The sequence below is a fragment of the Wenyingzhuangia fucanilytica genome, assembly GCF_001697185.1.
GTDB lineage: Bacteria > Bacteroidota > Bacteroidia > Flavobacteriales > Flavobacteriaceae > Wenyingzhuangia > Wenyingzhuangia fucanilytica.
Window position 1 is genome coordinate 2,006,261 of the sequence record NZ_CP014224.1, and the last position, 20,380, is coordinate 2,026,640.

Annotated in this window: 11 protein-coding genes; all 11 read right to left on the bottom strand. The window is 32.4% G+C overall.

The window, feature by feature from the left end:
- Positions 1-100 precede the first annotated feature (100 nt).
- Positions 101-2,053 carry an FAD-dependent oxidoreductase gene (locus AXE80_RS08085; RefSeq protein ID WP_068826144.1) on the bottom strand — a complete coding sequence of 651 codons (1,953 nt, stop codon included), beginning with the start codon at positions 2,051-2,053 and terminating at the stop codon, positions 101-103.
- Positions 2,054-2,064: 11 nt separating this feature from the next.
- Complete coding sequence (locus tag AXE80_RS08090; RefSeq protein WP_068826147.1) at positions 2,065-3,534, bottom strand: sulfatase family protein; 1,470 nt, start codon at positions 3,532-3,534, stop codon at positions 2,065-2,067.
- Between the two features lie 122 nt (positions 3,535-3,656).
- On the bottom strand, positions 3,657-4,796 hold the full coding sequence (locus tag AXE80_RS08095) for a T9SS type A sorting domain-containing protein (protein WP_068826149.1): 1,140 nt from the start codon (positions 4,794-4,796) through the stop codon (positions 3,657-3,659).
- A gap of 9 nt (positions 4,797-4,805) precedes the next feature.
- On the bottom strand, positions 4,806-7,742 hold the full coding sequence (locus AXE80_RS08100; protein ID WP_068826152.1) for a PQQ-binding-like beta-propeller repeat protein: 2,937 nt from the start codon (positions 7,740-7,742) through the stop codon (positions 4,806-4,808).
- A gap of 146 nt (positions 7,743-7,888) precedes the next feature.
- Complete coding sequence (locus AXE80_RS08105) at positions 7,889-8,443, bottom strand: carbohydrate binding domain-containing protein (RefSeq protein ID WP_068826154.1); 555 nt, start codon at positions 8,441-8,443, stop codon at positions 7,889-7,891.
- A 79-nt stretch (positions 8,444-8,522) separates the two neighbouring features.
- Positions 8,523-9,794 carry a T9SS type A sorting domain-containing protein gene (locus tag AXE80_RS08110; protein ID WP_068826156.1) on the bottom strand — a complete coding sequence of 424 codons (1,272 nt, stop codon included), beginning with the start codon at positions 9,792-9,794 and terminating at the stop codon, positions 8,523-8,525.
- A gap of 136 nt (positions 9,795-9,930) precedes the next feature.
- The gene (locus AXE80_RS08115; protein ID WP_068826158.1) at positions 9,931-12,795 is read right to left on the bottom strand and encodes an outer membrane protein assembly factor BamB family protein; all 2,865 of its coding nucleotides are present in this window, start codon (positions 12,793-12,795) and stop codon (positions 9,931-9,933) included.
- A 319-nt stretch (positions 12,796-13,114) separates the two neighbouring features.
- Entirely contained in the window at positions 13,115-13,564 is a 450-nt protein-coding gene (locus AXE80_RS08120; protein ID WP_157359377.1) for a hypothetical protein, read from the bottom strand.
- A 73-nt stretch (positions 13,565-13,637) separates the two neighbouring features.
- Positions 13,638-15,269: a SwmB domain-containing protein gene (locus AXE80_RS08125; protein ID WP_068826162.1), complete on the bottom strand. Its 1,632-nt coding sequence runs from the start codon at positions 15,267-15,269 to the stop codon at positions 13,638-13,640.
- Positions 15,270-15,282: 13 nt separating this feature from the next.
- Entirely contained in the window at positions 15,283-17,055 is a 1,773-nt protein-coding gene (locus AXE80_RS08130; protein ID WP_068826164.1) for a RagB/SusD family nutrient uptake outer membrane protein, read from the bottom strand.
- Positions 17,056-17,073: 18 nt separating this feature from the next.
- Entirely contained in the window at positions 17,074-20,181 is a 3,108-nt protein-coding gene (locus tag AXE80_RS08135) for a SusC/RagA family TonB-linked outer membrane protein (RefSeq protein WP_068826166.1), read from the bottom strand.
- Between the last annotated feature and the right edge of the window lie 199 nt (positions 20,182-20,380).

Genomic DNA, 20,380 nt, shown 5'->3' on the forward strand with positions numbered 1-20,380 from the left:
TAACCGAAGGAAAAATATTTTTCCTTCGGTTAATCATCAGATTCATCTGTAAATTCATTTTTCTCATCTCTAAAAAATCATTTAAAATTGTAAGCTTTTTTTAAGCTTCATAAGCTCTAACCTCAAATAGCTTTACGCTATCTTTTCCATAAGTTTCTTTCATTTTAATCCTAATAGCAGTTGTTTTTACTTGATCAAAATCAAACTTGATTAAACGAACTATATTTCTATCTTTCGACCCAACTTTTACCCAAGAACCGTTGACTCTAACTTCTAAATCCAATACCTTTAGTAACTCTGGTGGCACCGTAGTTATAAAACTCTTTTTCAGAAATTCTGAAAGAGGCTGCTTACGCATAGTAATATTTTTATGCAAATTGGTATCGCACTTAATTTCTACTTTAGATAGTTTTACAGGATTATTCCATTCCATCTGAAAAGTAGCTGGTAATCCATCGGACATCCAATGATTAATTTCACCATCAATATCTCTTGAAATTCCGTTAATTACATTTTTAGCATTACCCGATTTTGTTGAAGAACCAAAAATAGCACTGGCTTTTTTAGCCAAATCTTTTGGATCATTTGCCACTACTTTAGGAATATATACATCATCACGCATCAACATTTCTTGTAATTGTTTGATGTGTTTGTTTTTTACTTCTCTAGGTGTAATTCCTTTATTTACACATATAGTGGCTGCAGTTCCTGTTGCTTGTCCCATTAAAGCACAGGTTCCTTGAATTCTTGTTGAGGATAAAGCAATGTGTGTTAAACTAGCATTACGACCAGCAAACATTAAATTTTCTATATTTTTAGAGTATAGAGAACTAAAAGGTACTTGATAAACTGTTTTAAATTTTTGATGAAAAAAACTTGGACGTTCTTTAATATCTAAAATTCCTCCAGGGTTATGTTCATCTAAAGACCAACCACCAAAACCGATTGCATCATCAAAATGTTTATGTTCTGTTAAATCTGTTTCAGACAAAATATGATCTCCTATAAAACGACGAGACTCTCTTCTACCTGGTAAAGATCCCACCCACTCTAATGCATAATTTTCTGACTCTGGGAACTTACCTGAATTTTTAATATAATCCCAAACTCCGTGTAAATATCCCATTAAATCATGTCTGTTATCTTCTTGTACATCAATAATATCATGATCGCTTCCTAATTCTACCCACCAATAACCATCTAAAAAGTTATTGATTTTTCTTTCGTGATGCGCATTATCACCATCATATTTTTTAACAAAAGTAGGTGGCGTATAAGGCATTGGTCTTCCATAGTCTTTTCCTTGTAATAAAATTGAAGCCCCCATTTGCCATCCATCTGGTTTGTCTGGAGCATAAGTTTCATTAAACTCCTCTTTTCCCTCTCTTCCTGTTCTATACAAAGCACCAGCTTTAGCAGCCATTAAACCATCACCTGAGCAATCTATAAAAACATCACCTTTAACCGTAAACTCCGTTTCTGTGGTCAACTGCCAACAACGTGCAGAAATAATTTTTGCTCCATCCATTTCTGCATCAATAGCTTGTGTGTTGAGCATAACTGTTAAGTTTGGCTCCCTAACTACATAATCATAAACTATATGATCCCAAACAGGATAAGATTCTTGTGGATTGTACAATCTGTTTTCTAACATTATTTCTTCAACAATCCCTGTTTCACGTTCCGCTTTTCCGGTCTCTAATCTATTTACACCATTAAGTGTAACTCTAATTTCACTAGAAGCATTTCCCCCTAACACAGGACGATCATTAATTAATACCGTTTTAGCTCCATTTCTTGCAGCGGCTACAGCAGCAGAAATACCAGCAACACCAGCTCCAACAACAACCACATCATAATTGACTATTTCTTTTCTATCTGGATTCGGAACTTTTTTTCCTGTTCCTAATTGATACCATTGTTCTTCATTACCATTTCCTTTATTAATTTCTTTTGCAACACCATCAAAAGACTTACATGAAACCGTTAAAGGAACTATACTTGATGCAGCAGCGACACCTGCAACGTTTCTTAAAAATTTTCTTCTTTCCATGTTTTTTTATTTTATAATTCTACCCCTGCTCCTTGTAAAGAACTATCGTGATTCCACATAATAAACCATGGGTCTTGAGTTATTTTTTGAAACCCTTGTAATTCTTTTTTCATTCTATTTAAAACATCATCAAACTCTGGATCTTTAGATAAGTTTTTTACTTCTCCAGGATCCTTGTCTAAATCATACAGTTCAAATTCTGCTCTATATAAAAAATCATCAATATTACGTTCTCCAAAAGTTTTGGAATGATTTCTATAACTACTTTGCCAAGTAGAAGCTGCCCACAAATCCGAAGCAAATGGGTACTCTAATGGCCATGCAATGTTCCAAATCAGCTTGTAATTTTTATCAATTACTACTCTCATTGGATAATACATGGTTATTTCATGAAAAGTATGCGATGCATATATTTGATCCCATCCTTTTGGGTTTTCTTCATCAATAATCTTGTTGAATGATTTTCCATGGAAGTCTTTAGAATTATATACAACTCCTGTCATATCTAAAATAGTAGGTGTTAAATCCACCCAAGATATTTTAGCATTATTTACAGCTCCATGTTTATTTTTAAAAGGGTCTTTTATAATACAAGGAAGCTGAATACCTGGTTCATATACCGTTGTTTTTGCTCCTGGAAAAGCCATCCCGTTATCCGAAATATAAATAACAATGGTATTGTCTATTTTACCTGCTTCTTTTAAATATTGCATCAATTTTCCAAAACCTTGATCTATTCTAGAAATACTTTGATAATATTGAGCAATCTCCTCTCTTGTTTCTTTAGTATCAGGTAAAAAACTTGGTACTAAAACTTTTTCAGGGTCATAAACTATTTCATTCACACCTTTATAACCACCTTTTTTGTTTCCAAAATTATTGGGTTTGTTCCAAGGTGTAGATTCAAAAGGTGCTCCCCTATGTGGATCATCGGTACAAAAATATAAGAAGAAAGGCTTGTCTGTATTTAATACCTCTACACAAGCATCTGCCATTTCTACCGTATTTCTAGGATCTGCTTCTAAAACGGTGTTAAAATGATACACTTTTTCTGGAGCAACATGATATTTCCCTATCCTAGCTGTTTCGTAACCATTTTCCTCTAACAGAACTGGCAAAGATTTTTCGTTATCATAAGTGCTAAAATGATGATAATCGTGCACATGCCCATAAGAACCTGTAGCATGACCATATTTACCTGTAAGAATAACCGATCTACTCGCAGCACAACTTGCACTAGTACAGTAAGCATTGTTAAACAATACTCCTTCTGATGCCATTTTATCTAAATTAGGGGTTTGTATTACAGGGTTTCCATAACATCCTAATGCATCTTTACCATGATCGTCAGACACAAATAAAATAACATTTGGTTTAGAAGTTTTTTTTTGTTTTACTTCTGTTTTTTTGGAGGATTCACAAGCTAATAATAAACAACTGCTAAAACCTACAAAAATTAATGATTTGATTATTTTCTTCATTCTAAATTGTTATATGATAGGTAAATTTAATTTCCATATAACAACAAACTGTATCTTGTAATAAGAATAATGTATCTATTGGTAAATAGACACATTATTCTTTCTTAACTCTCTAGATATCTTTAATCTATAATCAACTTTTTTAGATACACGTTTCCTTTTGAAGTAATTTTTACAGGATAAATTCCCCTTGTAAATGATGATACGTCTAATACCGTAGAAGCATCTGCTTTATCTATTTTATGAACTACTACTCCTAATGAGTTATACACAACTACACTAGCTAGATCTTGTAAATTAAAGTACACTTTTTCATTTGCAGGATTAGGATACACCATATTATTTCCTACTCTAGAATGATTTTCATCTATACTTAAGCTCTCTTTTGGTTCAATATGTATATCATCTAAATAAAAAGCCCCTTTTCCTCCTCCATAGCTAGGATCGTTGTTTACGCTAATTCTAAATTCCGAATTATCTGCCGGTTCATCAATTGTAAATTCGTTTTTTAAACTTACCCACTCTCCCTTTTGTAATCCGTTAAGATCCCAATAAGAAGCAATCCATGGCTCTGTGATATAGGTATAAAAACTCTTTAAAGTTGTTGAATTATCAACCCAAACTTTAAGACTAATCTCATAAGTTCCGGCATCTAATGTCACTCCATTTTCTACTATCGTATTGATTTCTGATATAAAAGGAATCTGCTGTTGATCTAACAATGTATGTAGTTCAATATCATCAATATACATTTCTCCTTTTCCTCCTGCAGATGTATCAACTTGAACTAGTAAATTTCCATCAACAATGGCCTCATCTAAAACCAAAGTTGTTTCAACAGCTACCCATTGTTCTTTTGGCAAACCTGACAAATCAAAAACAGCATTCACAAACAATGGTTTTACCACCATTTTAAGCGCACTTATTTCTGCATCTACTGCAAGCCACACCATTGCATTCATGGTATAAGTTCCTTTTACTAGATCTATTTTCATGGCTGTATCACTACTTCCATGGGCTTTTTTATTCCCTGTAATAATCTCCGAACTCGTATATTTTAAGCTGTGACTAGAACCATTACTTCCTTTATCACTTACAATACTAAAATTTTCTGGGTGTTGCATCCACCACCCTGTATCAGTACCTGTAACTTCAAAACCATAATACTCTTCATCAAAAATATTTGCTCCTGAGTTTTGAGCACAAAGCTGTAAACACCCTGTGATTAGCCAAAATCCTATTATTTTTAAAACCTTTTTCATATACTATATTTAATTTAAAGGTGAACTTAAAGTGATATCTATAAATCTAAATCCTCCACAAGGAATTGTAACTTCTACCGCAGAAGGGCTATTGATATCAAACGTTTTTCCATCTAAAATATCTTTCATATTTGTAGGTTGTACACTCTGAAACTTCACAATGGCTTTCTTTTCACTTGGGTTTAAATATCCACCATCAATAACTGTCAATCTCAAATTAGTTGGAGAGGTTTGTGCTACCACCCATGCTACTTCACCTGTAACTGTTAATGGAATTAATTGTTCGCTGTCTTTTAAATCATTTTTTATCACAGAAGCATAAGTATCGGCATTCATTTGTTGTGTTTTGTCTGCCGAATAATAATACCGACCATCAGTATAATATTCTTTCATAATGTTTTGATACAAAGGATGTAAATGTGAGGTTAAACTTCCTCTAGGAGCCGTAGCATCTACATAAGCCCCACTTTGAGGAGGCGTTATCAACACCAATCCATGTGGATAGTTTGGTAAATAGTTTTGTCTTCTATCTTTTACCCCACCTGCATAACTAGAAAAATCCCATGAGGTTACAGGAGATGCCATCCAAGTAGCATTTTGCCTACTAAACACAAAAGGATTGTTGTCTTCAAAATCAGAATTATAATATGTAGACCATTTTGCACTACTTCCTTCAAGCAAATAATGTTCGTCAGGTTCAAACATGCTTAAATGTACTGGAGAATAACTTACAATTTCATTTGTTTTAGGAATGTACAAAGCTCCTTTAGCTACCAATTCCCAAAGAATACTAATATAGTCTGAATCTACCGCTAAATTGTTAATGTACTGAGCTCCATTGGCCATATGATAGATCAAATGACGTAAAAAATGATTAGGCAATCTTTGGTTACTAAATTGTCTTGATCTGTCAAAACTAGGATTGTCTGGCACAGCTCTAGTCCCCCAACTATCAGTGGCTCCACTAGCCCAAATTCCTGCTCTACCTGCAATACTAATATCCATAGCCTTGTCTGTTGTTTCTTCCATAGAAGGTACAAACACGTTTGAAAATTCCCCAGAAAGCAAGCGACTCCACATAGGCAAATACGCATTTCCTTGCCAGAAATTATGCTTAGTTCTCACAAAAATATTTGCGTTTTTATCAGAAGCATAGTTAGCTAAAGGATAAAACAAATCATTTAATACCCAAGCAAAATCATCTGAATGATCTTCTAATTCTGGATAAATCAATACTGTTTTTTTACCATTAGCAAAATCTATAATTTGTTCTGTAGTGCTTCTTTGGAACATATAAGGATCATTTCCATGACCTCCCCAATAGGCTATTCCAGGTTTCCCTGTGTACCATGGCGTAATATGATCAATAGCTCCTTGTTGAGTTAAAGTATAATTTCTTCTACCGTCTCTTTTATTCTTATATTTTTCATTTTCCATGGCAGATCTATCCCAATCTTCTGCTACAGACATATGACTTCCTCCTAAAAATAAAGGACTGTTATAATTCGCAATAATATGATCTGCTGTGGTTTTTGATAATCCACTATCTATATCTGGAGTCATTAAATAAACAGGTAAAGGATCTCTTTCGCTTTCTGGTTTTTGATAGTTAGCTAACTGATTTCTTGTTTTTTCCGTGTTATTAATAATCTCTTCTAGTTTTCCTTTAGGCTTTAGTTCTTCATAAGCCCCTTTCCAACCCGTTATTTGAGTGTCTATGATATGAATGTTACTTCCTCCGCTTTCGCTACTAGCCAAAATAATTTTTCCTGATACGGGATCTTTCCACATATCATTGTATGAATATTTGGTTTCTAATTTTTCTTGACTTTCAGGGTCTAAATCTGTATCCACCAAAAACATAAATTGCCCAACCAAAAACATGTATTTCTCTACACCTTCATCATTTATAAACTCAGGTTGTGTTACAGAGTATCCAAAACCTAATTTTGTTAAATCATATGCTTCAAGGCTATCATCTATTATATTAAAACGGATGGTAGACATGGTATTATGATGTCCTGAAGTTCCTAATAAAATTTCTTGCACACCATCATTATCATGATCTGACACTTTAAATTCCCCTATTACTGTTGGAGCCTCTATTCCTGTTATTTTAAATGGTGTATTCTCTAATACATCAAAAAAATACAAAGACCCTCTGTCTTGCATATGGTTATTGCTTCCTAAAACCACCAACATTTCTGTTCCATCTGCTTTTTTTACAGGTCTTAAAAAGTTTGCATAGTGAACAAAAGAAGGAGGTTGATTGTCTCCCCAAGGTTTTTCTACTGAATATGTAGATGATTTTATTTCTTTAACCAAATCACCAGTTGCAGAAATATAATAAATACTTAAATCTAAACCTCCACAAACCACATAAGGAGTTCCGTTGTCATGAACCACACAAACAGCATACATTGGAGGTTTGTTTTGATGGTTTGTTTTAAAAGTCCAAAGTAATTTTCCGTTTGCATCTATACAATATAAATTTCCATCAGCATTGGCTGCTAACACCTCATCATTTCCGTCTCCAGTAAGATCTGCACACCAAATATCATGATTCATAAATCCTGATAACTTATTTTTCCATAAAATAGCTCCATCAAATCCAACTGACAGTACTGTACCTTCGTAGGAATTGGCAATGATTTGTGTTTTATCTCCAATTATTGCTGTTCTTACTTTCTGAATAGTAAGCTCTGTATCTATACTGGTAATTGCAGGAACCTCATAGGTTAAGTTTTCTGGAACAGTATACTTTAGTGCATAACTTCCACTAACCGATTGTTCTGTGTTTACTTTCCAATAACTTGAATTCTTAAAACTCCAATCCAATCCTTGATCTTCAAAATCAAAAACTTTTTGAGAAAAGCCATATTGTAGATTACTTACAATTAGTAAAAAGGCTACAAAATATTTAAAATTTAATTTTAACACACGCATCTAAATCTTTTTTTATCTTATAAAATTAACTAGACATACTAGTTATTTTGTGCTTAATAGTTTATTAAATGTTGTTTGCAGTAATTTATTACTACAAAAAAAAAGACCACCGTTTGGTGATCTTTTTTGATTAGATGATTTTAGAATTACTTTTGAGTAATTTTAAAATCATCTATATAAACTGTTCCAGAACCTGACTTTGGAAACACAAAAAACGATACAGACAACCAGTTCTTTTTAGCATCTTTGTCTATGGTAAATGTTGAGGTTAATGTTTGCCAAGAGTTTTTTGCTTGCTTATCTAAATCATCAAATTTAGAGTTAACTTTTGCTGGCCCTGATAAAGAAATTTGAAGAAATCTAGGTACTTCACCTTCTGTATATACTTTTACTGACATTTCGTAAGTTCCAGCTTTAAGATCAAAAAAACCAGGTGCTGCTGCTTTACCTCTAAATGATTGCAATTTTGGTCCTTTACCTACATTGCTATAATCATCAAAAGCAACTTTCATACTTTTTTCACCAGAAGCTACTTGCTCTGTAGATGATTCAAACCCTTTCATTTGTGTCCAATGCTCTGGAGATCCATTTTCAAAGTCAAAAGAAGCTTGATCCGCTCCTGTTATTTGTGCATTAGCTGTAATAGACAACCCTAAGATTGCAAAAGTGATGAACGAAATTTTAAATTTGTTTTTTAACATATTTTATTTTTTAAAATTTATAAATACAAAACACACTGTTACACAAAGCAACAGTGTGTTTTTTTTTTAACTTATTATACTACAAAACTACCTTTATAGCATCTTGCTTATTTCCTTTAGAAATTCTTACAATATAAACTCCACTAGCCAAATCAGAAGACTTTACTTGCTGCCCTGTGATAGAGTATACCGCATCTAGATTTGCTCCTGACACCGAAATAGTTCCGTTTTCTGCTTTTACAGAAGCTCCTTCTATTTTAGAGTATGATGATGATAAAGTAGGTGAAGTAATTGATGCAGACATTTGATCTATATAAACAACATCTCCGTTTAATAAGTTCTCTGCTGCTCCATCTGAATAGTTTAAAGCAAACCAGAACGTAACTCCATCAAAATCATCTATCGTTGCAATATCAAAAGTTAACTCTTCCCATTCCATTGCTGTGTTTGTAGTAGTCAATGCCGTAATAGGCTTTGTTGAAGTTTCCACACCTCCATCAGTTAACTTGACTCTAGCAGACAAAGATATTGGAGTTGCTCTATTCGTTTTTACCCATAATTTCACTTGTATGGTAGAACCTGCTGAATATTTAGATCCATACACTTTTTCATAATTACTAAAAGTCCAAAAAGGAGCTGTTGCATCAGCAGTATAAACAAAACGTAAACTTTGGTCTCCATCATGTGATTCTGTAGATGTAATAGTTCTATTAGCAAAAGCTTGGGTTCCTGAAAAATGAGCAACACCTGAAGGTCCATCAAAACTTGGGTTTTTAATAAACTCAGAATACGTTTCAGCTGGAGCAGTTTCTAAAAACTCAATTTCATCTAAATAAAAAGCATCTCCAGCAGTATCTGGTGCATTTTGCCTAACTAACATATAAAAATTAAGCAAATCTCCTTTCCACGATGTATAACTACTCATATCAAGATAAGAGGTTACATACTCATCCGAGTTGGCACCAATAGTTAATTCAATGTTTCCATTAGAATTATCTTTAATAGCTATATCCTCATCATTTTTACCTCCAATTCTTATTTTAGTTCCATTGGTTTCATTTTTATATCTAATTCTAATGTACTTTTTGGTAGTAGCATCAATTCCTGTGGCTGTTACACCTCCGCCAACTTTAATTCCAAAATTAGCGTTATCACCACTTCTCTCAAGTTTTAAAGCTCCTTGATCCACTCCTAACCCTTCAGTATCATCATGAGTAACAGTACCATCAGTACCATAACTAACACTCCAATTTTCTAAATCCGTATTAAAATCTGTTGTCTGTGCATTTACCTGTACACTGGCACCTAACAACAATGCTAAACCTGTTATTTTAAGTATTTGTTTTTTCATAATAAAAAAATATTTTAATTAGTTAATACAACAAAGCAACTAAACAACAAAGATTTATATGTAATTACCCGTACATAAAATGTAGTTTTTAATACATTTTATGTACGGGTAATGTGTGTATCTCTTTTAAAATGGGTTATTTCTTTAAACTTTCTTTTAATTCAACATCTATAAATCTAAAACCTCCTAAAGGTATTTCTATTTCTGTTTCATTTTTTAACACCTTAAATTCTTCTTTATTCAAGATGTCTTTTACTTTTACAGGGCTTATAGTGTTAAATTTTACTAACGCTTTACTTTTTTGGGGATTGATGTATCCATTATCTATAATTGTTATTCTTAAATGATTAGGAGCTGTTTGTGCAACTACCCAAGCCACATCACCAGAAACCGTTATTGGTAGTTTTTTAGCACTTTCTTTTAAATCTGCCTCTATTACCTTATAGTATTCATCTGCCTTATATGTTTGTTTTCCATCAGTGCTGTAGTAATTACGTCCATCCGTAATATATTCTTTAAGGATGTTTTTATAAATAGGGTGCATGTATTTTTCTAATGAACCACGAACGACATTTTTAGCTGCAAATACTCCATGTTGTGGAGGCGTAATTAATACCAATCCGTTTTCATAAGGTGCTAAGAAATTTAATCTACGTTCTTTTACTCCTGCTGCGTATCTAGAAAAATCCCATGCTGTGACAGAAGCTCCTGGCCAAGTACCATTTAATCTACTAAATACAAAAGGATTGTTTTTTTCAAATGCTTCATCATAGAAGGTTGTCCACTTTACATTTGTTCCATCATTTAAAAAGTGTTCATCTGGACTTTTCATACTAATATGAACTGGAGAAATACTCAAAAGTTCGTTACGCTTAGGTACATATAAAGCTCCTTTAGCAATCAACTCCCAATAAATACTCATGTAATCTTGGTCTACTGCAAAGTTATTGATAAACTGTGCTCCGTTTGCTGTATGAAAAATCAACATTCTAAGCGCGTGGTTTGGTAATCTTTGATATCCTAACTGTCTTGCTCTGTCATAAGACACGTTGTCTGGTACTGCTCTTGTTCCCCAACTGTTTACAGCTCCACTTGTCCACATTCCCATTCTACCTGCCAAACTTAACTCCATACTTTTATCTGTAGTTTCTTCCATAGAAGGCACAAATACATCAGCAAATTCACCAGACATTAATCTAGACCAAGAATCTAAATAATTAGATCCTAACCAAAATATATTTTTAGAACGTAAAAACACATTGGCATTTTTTCCTTGTGAATATTTTGCCAAAGGATAAATTAAATTGTTTAATAAGAAGTTTAAATTTTCTTTAGAATGTTCTTCTACCTCAGGGTAAATCAATACTGTTTTTTTACCTTTTGCATTGTCTATTACCTGTTTTGTGGTTTCTATACTAAACATATAAGGATCATTTCCATGTCCTGCCCAATAAGCAACACCTGGCGCTCCATCAAAACCTTTGGTAATATGATCTACTGCCTCTTGATGAGACATGGTGTATTTTTTTCTTCTATCTCTAGTTTTTTTGTATTTAGCATTTGACAATATAGATCTATCAAACTTTTCTACATTTTTCATAAACATAGAATTCAAAAAAACAGGATTTTTATAAGTATCTACTAGTTCGTTTTTTAACCCTACTAAATTATCAGGAACAGACTCCGTCATAAAATAAACTGGCTGAGAATTGTAATCTTCTTTACTTTTTTCAAACTTATTTAAGTCTTCTCTAGTGGTTTTGGTATTGGCCAATATTTCAGAAATTTTTCCTTTTGGGCTTAAGTTCTTGTACTCTTTTTTCCATTGAGTATCTGCTACATCTAACACATGAATACAACTACCTCCACTTTGAGCACTCGCCAAAATTACTTTTCCTGTTGTAGGGTCTTGCCACACATCATTATAAGCATATTGGCTTTGAATAATTTCTTCTTTCGCATTTTCTTCAGTAGCGTTATAAATACGCATTTGATTTCCAATTCTAGTCAAATACAAATTATCCTTTTTATGTTTTAACAATACTGTTTGTGCAATATCGTATCCAAAACGAACTTTGTTAATTTCATGAAAATTGAAGGTATTGGTTTGTGCATCATAAGTAGAAACTAACATATCATTAGAATGTGCAGAAGACCCAAGTATAATTTCTTCATTTCCATCACCATCTACATCAAATGTTTTAAAATCACCAATAGGTCTAATTCTTATTTTTTTCTTTAGCTCTGGCGTTGCTTTAATAGGTGTTTTTTGATAAGGTAGATCTTCTAAAACCTTAAAAAAATACATTGTTCCCGGAACATTCATATGATTATTACTTGCCAATAAGACTAATGTTTCCGTACCGTCTGCTTGTTTTAGAGGTCTTATAAAGTTTGCTACCGATTCATGAGCTTTAGGAAGCTCTTTTTTATACTTACTCCATGGTTTTTCTATAGAAAAAGTAGCGGTTTTTATCTCTTTTACCAAAGCACCTTTTGGAGATAGATAATACAGGTTTTTATCAAAACCTCCTGCCACTACATAAGCACCATTGCTATTGTGAACAATGGTAACAGCATACATAGGAGCTTCATTTTTCTTAAACTCCCATAATAATTCTCCTTTGTTATTTAAACAATAAATGGTTCCATTGGCATTGGCTACAACAATCTCATCCTTATCATCACCATCCAAGTCTCCACACCATACATCGTGATTTACAAATCCCGAAAGTTTATTTTCCCAAAGAACTTTTCCTGTGTATGATACTCCTACTACCGTACCCTCATAACTAGACCCAACAATGTAACTTTCTTCTTTGTTTTTTGCTGTTCTAACTGTTCTAATGGTAAGTTTTGTGTCTATACTATACAGACTCGACTTTTCTTTTGCTGACGCTTGTAGTACATGTGGATTTGTTAAGTTTTTTGAAACACATTCAGTTGTATTAAAAAACGTAATTAAAACAACTAATAAAAAATGATATTGATATTTATACATGATGTTTGATTTTTTAGTAAAAATAAATTCAAAACTAAAACAACTAATATCTCAAAATTTATAAAATGTACTCCACAATAAAAAAGTCTCTTAGTTGTAAGATTCCTTTGACTTACACCAAGAATTAGCGATGTTTTTTTATATTTCACATTATACTAAAGATGAGCACCTTATCCAAAATTATTTGATTTTTTTTTAAATTCAAGAAACGATCGTTAGCATACCAAACAAACATTTAGTTTATAAACAAAAAAGACTGCCTAAGTAGACAGTCTTTTTTGTTTTAATTGATCTTTATTTATACAAAAGAATAAATATCTTAGTTATAAACATCTTTTACATCCATATTTGCCGTATAGTTTTCTACAACAATTGTTCCTGTACCATCATCATACGATACCTCTATAGTTCCCGTGTTGTTTGCTTTATCTATCTCTATATCAAAATTATAATCTCTTGCCTCTGTTTTTTTAGTAAAAGACACCTTATATTCTGTATCTGTAGAAGTATCTTGATAATTTGTTTTTTGATACTTATTGGCTTTTTGAGAATTAGGAAACTCTATTAAAAAAGTTTTGTCTGCAACTCTGTATACTTCTATTTTAAAAAAACCTCCTATACTATTTGTTCCATTTACATGCGCTATTTCTGTAATTTCATAAATAGGTGTTAATGCTATTTCTGGTGTTTCCCATTTAGCCTCTTCTCCACAACTATTCATGAATATAGAAAGCATTATTAAGCTAAAGAATTTTATTATTTTTTTCATTTTATTATGCTTTTGAAATCTCCTTACTATTCAATTTTACTATAAATAATAAGGAGATTTTAATGTTAAAAAATTAAGGTCTTACTTCTACTGGTACTAGTGATATATCATCTACATAAATAGTTGCACCTTCTGTAACAATATCACTTTTATTCACTTGGAATATTAATTTACCTGCACTTGTATTATCATAATCTGCTAAAGTGATTACTTTTGATAGTTTCACCCATTTTCCTTTTTCAACACCTGTTAAATCCCAAGATTGAGGATTCCAAGGCCCAGAAAAATTGGTCACTAATTTTGATAAATCTGAACTAGCATCTATATAAATATATAAAGAATAAGTATAGTCACCTGCAGCAACTTTAAAATCAGTATTACCCGTACTTTGTACCTTAGCATTAGCTCCCATTGATGCTTTATTGGCAACGCTAAAACTTAAACTACTACTACCAGAGTTGGCAAATGAAGAACTGAAAGACCATTGAGCTGCGTTCTGTAAAAACCATTCGTTACCCATAGACTCAAAGCTAAAGTGGTCATAATTTAAAATATTCCCACCTGTAAACTCCACTACTTCATCAGTAAAACTCTCTAAAGTTCTATTATCCACAGATTGAATATTACCAGGTGTATAAGATACTTTTACCTCATCGGTATTATAAATATCTCCTGCTAATGTTAGTTCTATTGTTGTTGTATTTGTACTGCTAATAGCTGCATTAGTTACCGCTATATTTCCATTAAACCCATTTGGGTTAACAACACTTACATTAAAATTAGCTTCTTCTCCTGTAAAGTTTTTAAGCTCACCGCTAACATTAAATGATAATTTGTTAGAAGCTGCTCTAGTAACTCCTGTACTAGCGATAGTAAAAGGTTGAGAAGATTGTATCACCTTAACCGTTATTGGTATTTCTCTTGTTTCCGATCCTGCTGGTAAATCTCCAGTTCTTTTTAAATTTAGGCTTCCTGCAGAAAACTCTCCAATTTTAAAAAATGTAAAATTAACAGTTTCTTTAGACTGAGCTGTTTTCTCATTAGATGCAGTAACCCTCCATAAATTTTCATTAGCACGACCTACCGTAGATATATCTTGATATGTTAAGTACTCACCAGCTTCTATTTCAATAATACCATCTGTTGGCATAAGCCCCGAAATACTGTTATATAACTCTGTTCCTGCTTGATTAGAAATTTTGAATTCAGGCTCTAAATTTGCATAAACATCTACTTTCCATGTACGAGTAATTTCATATACATCTCCTTTTTTAACCGAAGGAATAATATCTTTTCCAAAAAAGTTTACAGAATCTTTAAAGGTATTAGTAATAGTAACCTCATTAATTCCTGACTTTAAAAACAATACATGAGCTGCTTTATCTTTAGTAATAGTACCTAAAGAAGAGTTTATAAACAAAGGAAGGCTATCTTTAGCATTAAAACCCGTTTTAAGATATTTGTTCTCTTCATCTATTTCCCATTGATGTGTTAATGCATTTTGAGATAAATCTATAAAAGATATATACTCTCCCACTGCTTTTATATAATCAATACCTCCTGTATTAGTAGTTTGATTGTTTCCTTCAGACACTGTCCAAGTAGCGTCTGTTAAATCACTAAGGGCAGTAAGTTCGTCATCACTACAACTAACCAATACGGAAAGAAATAGGAAGACTTGAATTATTTTAATATATGTTTTCATTATAGTTAAATTTTTAGTTCAATAAAGGATTCCTTAAAATTTCATTTAGAGGTATCGGATAATAATCATGTAGTGATGAATTGTAATTTGTTCTAGCTTCATCATATTCATAATCTATAACATTTAAGCCCGATGCTCCAGGGTCAACATCAACAATACTTGAATTATTTTTAGTTGTTGTAGCACCTGTTTTTTCTCCTGTTATAGGATCTCTTGCTGGGTATGAATATGCTTCTGCATAATATACCGCGTTTGACAATCTATCTAAATTATCGTCAATAATCCCCCATCTTCTTAAGTCAATCCATCTTGTTGCATGTCCTTCTACTGACAACTCTAATGGTTTTTCTATGTACATCAACCTATCCATTAAACTAGCTTTGTCATATACAACATTATCAAAAGTTGCTGCTGGCCACTCCCCATCAGGTTGTCCTAACAATACTAATGCCCATCTGTTTCTAATTTCATTAATCAACTTTAAAGCTCCAGCTATATCATTTTGTTGTATTAAACATTCTGCTTGCATTAAATAAACCTCTGCCAATCTATTTACTACCACATTACTACCAGCACTTCTAGTTCCTCTTGGATCTGTGTTTTCAAATTCAATATATTTTCTATAATAACCAAATCCCCATCCATTAGTACTTGTTCTTATTGCATCAGCAGTTCTTTTATCACCAAAAAAAGATAGATCATCATTAATGATTGCTGTCATTATAGAAGTTCTTAACGAAACTGGTTTTTGAGTAGTACTTCCATCTGGCTCAGTATAAATATTTCTAGCATCGGCAGTATCCATTTCATCATTTTTATAAGCATTAATTACCCATGCAGGCATGAAAAAACCTGTATTTGCAGTACTTTGATGAGATAATTGATGAGATAACTTACCTGATTGCCAAACAGTAAAATCTAGTCTATATTGGTTGTTATAAGCTAATTCAAAAATAGATTCTTGATTAAATTCCCCTTCTTTAGTAAACATTAAAGATAAATCTGTAACAATACTATATTTACCACTATTTATCACCGCTTCAAAATAGGTTGTTGGTTTTACATAATCACCTGTTGCATTTGGTCCGTTTGAGGCTTCGTATAAATAAGACGTTCCTAAAATGGTAGCGGCAGCCCACTTGGTTGCACTACCTAAAAAATTATCATCGTATTCTTCAGGTAATTTTTCATAGGCATACTCTAGGTCTTCTCTAAAAAACTTAGTTACTTCATCTGAAGAAGATAATGCTTTCCCAAAACCTGTTGATACTGTTGGAACTTTATCTCTAATAATTATTTCACCATTATTAAAAGTTGAGTGTAAATAAAAATGCATCAATCCTCTAATAAATCTTGCTTGTCCCATTTGTGACTCCCATAACTCTAACTCTACTGGATCTACAGGTAACAAACTATTTAAACCCTCAATTACTTGATTTGCATAATATATGGTTGTGTAACAAGCATTCCATTTATCGTTAATAAACTCTTGACCATTTGTATACGTTAAATTATATGCAGGTAAATTACTTGTAGTGTTTGCTACTGGTCTACCGAATCCTGGATACCCCATATCTGACCTCCAAGCTTCTTCTTCTATAGATAAAATACTTTCGTTCAATAATGAATTATATACTGAGTTTAATCCTTTTTGAGTATCTCCTAAGCTATTCCAGCTTACAATTGGATTATTTGGATTTATTTCTGTTAAAGATTCGTCACTACAAGACCATAAGCCCAACAGCATAAAAACCACTATTATGTTTTTTAGTTTTATATATTTCATGATAATTGTTTTTATTGATTAAAAATTAAGGTTAAGCCCAATCATGTAAGATGATGTTATAGGATAGTTTCCTTTGTCTAAGCCTCTTCTTGAAACATTTCCACCTACAGCAGGGTCATATCCTGTATATTTTGTAAAAGTAATTGGGTTTTGAGCTGTTAAATAAAATCTAAGCCTACTAATCCCTCCTAAACTTTCTAGCGTTTTTTTAGATAAACTATATCCTAAGGTAATGGCTTTTAACCTTAAGTAGTCACCATCTTCTAACCACAAGTCTGTATTTCCATTGTAAGTAGGGTGATTTTTAATTAAATCTTTAAATGCAGGTACAGGTGTATTTTGGTTTACTTCTGACCATTGATAAATTAAATCTTCGTGTCTACCGTATCCAAAAGCAGTTGCTTTTGCCCCGTTCATAATTTCATGCCCTAAAGCTGCATACCAATTCATAGAAAAATCAAAATTCTTATAATTAGCGTTAAAATTGTAACCAACTTCAAAGTCAGGCAAACCACTACCATGGTAAGTTCTATCATCATTGGTTATTTGACCATCTTTATTTGCATCTACAATATAAAGATCTCCCATTCTAGCAGCTGGATTTATTTTTTGATATTCAGCCAATCTTTCACTAGTATTAATCACACCATCAGTACCATAAATAAAGAATGCTCCGGCTTCGTAACCTTTTGCAATAGCTGTTACCTGAGATTCATCTCTAGCACCAGATATTAATCCTGAATCATTTGTTAAAGTAAAACGTCCAAAACCATCTAAAGAAGTAACTCTGTTTTTATTGGTTGCAAAAGTTGCTGCCATATTAAATTTTAAATTCCCAATGTTGTCTCTATATCTTCCTGCCAATTCAACCCCTTGATTGGTCATATTACCAATATTTAATACAATTGTTGAGTTGTTTGATGCTCCTGTAGAACCAGCTAATTCAATAGGAAACAACATATCGTTATTTGTTTTATGATAGTACTCTGCAGATAACGTGAATTTATTTTTATATAAACCTAAATCTAATCCAAAATTGGTTTGTACTGATGTTTCCCATTTTAACTGATCGTTGGCATATCCGTTTTGAATACTACCATTGGTTAAGTTATCATTTCCATCGCGTCCATAAACGTATTGATAATCTGTAGTAACAGTAGGTTGGTATAAATAATTCCCTACTCTTTCATTCCCTACTTCTCCATAAGAAGCTCTCAATCTAAGATTGTTAACTACCGATTTTAAAGAAGATGACCAAAAATCTTCATCTGAGACATTCCAAGCAAACGAAGTAGATGGAAAAATTGCAGATCTTGCATCTGATGGAAATCTTGAAGAAGCATCTCTTCTGATACTTGAACTAAAAATATACTTATCTTTATAGTTATATTGTAAACGATACAACAAACCAAATGTTCTATTTGTATAATTACTACCCGATCCTACAATTGGACTCAAAGTAGTTCCTCCTAATACCTTTACTGAATTATCTGCAACTCCAAAACCTTCGGCAGAAAAACTTTCTGAACTATATTTTTCATACGAAGTACCTAAAGTAAAGGTCAGTTTATGATCTTTATTTATTTTTAAGTTATAATTCGCAAATAAATCAAAAGTATTACTTAGTCTTTTTAAAGCTGTATTCTGTACTCCACTACTCTGTACTGGACTTCTTAAATTCCCAAAAACATCTACTACTTCTTGGTATGGATTGAACTCATGTTGGTATGTATAATAATGAGAAGTACCTACCCTAGATGTTACCTTTAAGTTCTTTGTAAAACTATAAGATGCATTAAATGTTGTACTAGCTCTTAATGTATTCAGTACATTTTCGTTTTGAAAACTATCTAATACCCAACCTAAAACATTCCCTGATGCACCTCCTAAAGTTTCTAATGTTTCATTTGGATCATTATCTCTTAAATCTTCTTGTAAAGGAGAATATTTTATTGTTTGTGTAATTAAACCTCCTGGCGACTGCACCTTTTCTTCTGAAGTTACAGCAACAATTGCTTTAATATCCCACTTTCCTTTATTATATCCTGTGTTGGCTCTAATATTAAAACGCTCAAAATCTGAATTAACTAAACTACCTTCTTGCTTAAAATAACCTGCAGTTACATCATACTTAACTTCTTTTGTACCTCCAGAAACACTTAAAGTGTGGGTTTGTGTAGGTTGATTATCTATAACAACATAGTCGTATAAATTTGTGTTATTCTGATAAGAAGATGGTCTTAATGAAAAACCTAAATCTAATTCATCATCACCTAATCCAAGTGAGTTCGTATTTCTTTTTTGTACTAAAATTGAAAAAAGTTGTTGGTTTGCATCCATTAAACGTGTTGGTGTTCCATTTAATGATTGAATTCCATAGTTTGAATTAAGTGTTACTTTTAAAACTCCTTCTTTACCTTGCTTGGTTGTAATTAATATTACCCCTCCTGCTCCTCTGGTTCCATAAATGGCTGTTGAAGCTGCATCTTTTAAAACATCTATAGATTCTATTACATTAGGCGGTATTCTAGGGTCTGATTCTTGCATTACCCCATCAACAACATATAATGGTTGATTGCTCCCTGTTAATGAAGTAACCCCTCTAATTAATATCTCTGAGTCTCCTCCAGGTTCTGCGCTAGACACAACGTTTACACCTGCTACTTGTCCTTGTAAAGCATTTCCCAAATCAGAAGTAACAATATTTTCTATTTCTTCTGCTTTTACTCTAGCAACGGCTCCTGTAACTTCTTTTTTCTTAACCTCTCCATAACCTATCAAAACAACTTCATCTAATGCATCTGCTTCAATCTCTAAAGCTACATTTAGTGTTTTTGATCTTATGGTTAAAGTTTTAGGTTTCATTCCTAAATAAGAAAACTTTATAATATCTCCCTCTGTTGCCTTGATGGTATATTGTCCATCAAAATCTGTAATTGTTATTTGATTAGTTCCTACTTTTTGTACAGTAGCTCCAATTAACGGTAACTTGTCTTCGGCACTAATAACGACTCCAGTCACTGTTTGGGCGTATATCTTTTCAGACATACCTGATATCATTAAAAACATCAAAAAGAAAAAGCCTCTTTTTAAGTTTTTGTTTTTTATATTTTTAAATTTCTTCATTTAAATTAATTTTAAGTTTTTTTAGTTTGCTTGTTAGTCAGTTTAAAAAATCACCGAAATTTTAATACTTGTTTTAGTGAAAAGAAAAATCTCATATTAGTATATAGTTTATGTTTACCTCCAAAGAAACCAAAAACTGATAATTTCTATGTGTTTTACCATAAATAAAATGTATTTACTAATAAATACATTTACTTAA

What these genes read in the sequence shown, in the direction of transcription:
- AXE80_RS08085 (WP_068826144.1), bottom strand. Translation starts at nt 2,053, where the DNA reads ATGGAAAGAAGAAAATTTTTAAGAAACGTTGCAGGTGTCGCTGCTGCA.
- AXE80_RS08090 (WP_068826147.1), bottom strand. Translation starts at nt 3,534, where the DNA reads ATGAAGAAAATAATCAAATCATTAATTTTTGTAGGTTTTAGCAGTTGT.
- AXE80_RS08095 (WP_068826149.1), bottom strand. Translation starts at nt 4,796, where the DNA reads ATGAAAAAGGTTTTAAAAATAATAGGATTTTGGCTAATCACAGGGTGT.
- AXE80_RS08100 (WP_068826152.1), bottom strand. Translation starts at nt 7,742, where the DNA reads ATGCGTGTGTTAAAATTAAATTTTAAATATTTTGTAGCCTTTTTACTA.
- AXE80_RS08105 (WP_068826154.1), bottom strand. Translation starts at nt 8,443, where the DNA reads ATGTTAAAAAACAAATTTAAAATTTCGTTCATCACTTTTGCAATCTTA.
- AXE80_RS08110 (WP_068826156.1), bottom strand. Translation starts at nt 9,794, where the DNA reads ATGAAAAAACAAATACTTAAAATAACAGGTTTAGCATTGTTGTTAGGT.
- AXE80_RS08115 (WP_068826158.1), bottom strand. Translation starts at nt 12,795, where the DNA reads ATGTATAAATATCAATATCATTTTTTATTAGTTGTTTTAATTACGTTT.
- AXE80_RS08120 (WP_157359377.1), bottom strand. Translation starts at nt 13,564, where the DNA reads ATGAAAAAAATAATAAAATTCTTTAGCTTAATAATGCTTTCTATATTC.
- AXE80_RS08125 (WP_068826162.1), bottom strand. Translation starts at nt 15,269, where the DNA reads ATGAAAACATATATTAAAATAATTCAAGTCTTCCTATTTCTTTCCGTA.
- AXE80_RS08130 (WP_068826164.1), bottom strand. Translation starts at nt 17,055, where the DNA reads ATGAAATATATAAAACTAAAAAACATAATAGTGGTTTTTATGCTGTTG.
- AXE80_RS08135 (WP_068826166.1), bottom strand. Translation starts at nt 20,181, where the DNA reads ATGAAGAAATTTAAAAATATAAAAAACAAAAACTTAAAAAGAGGCTTT.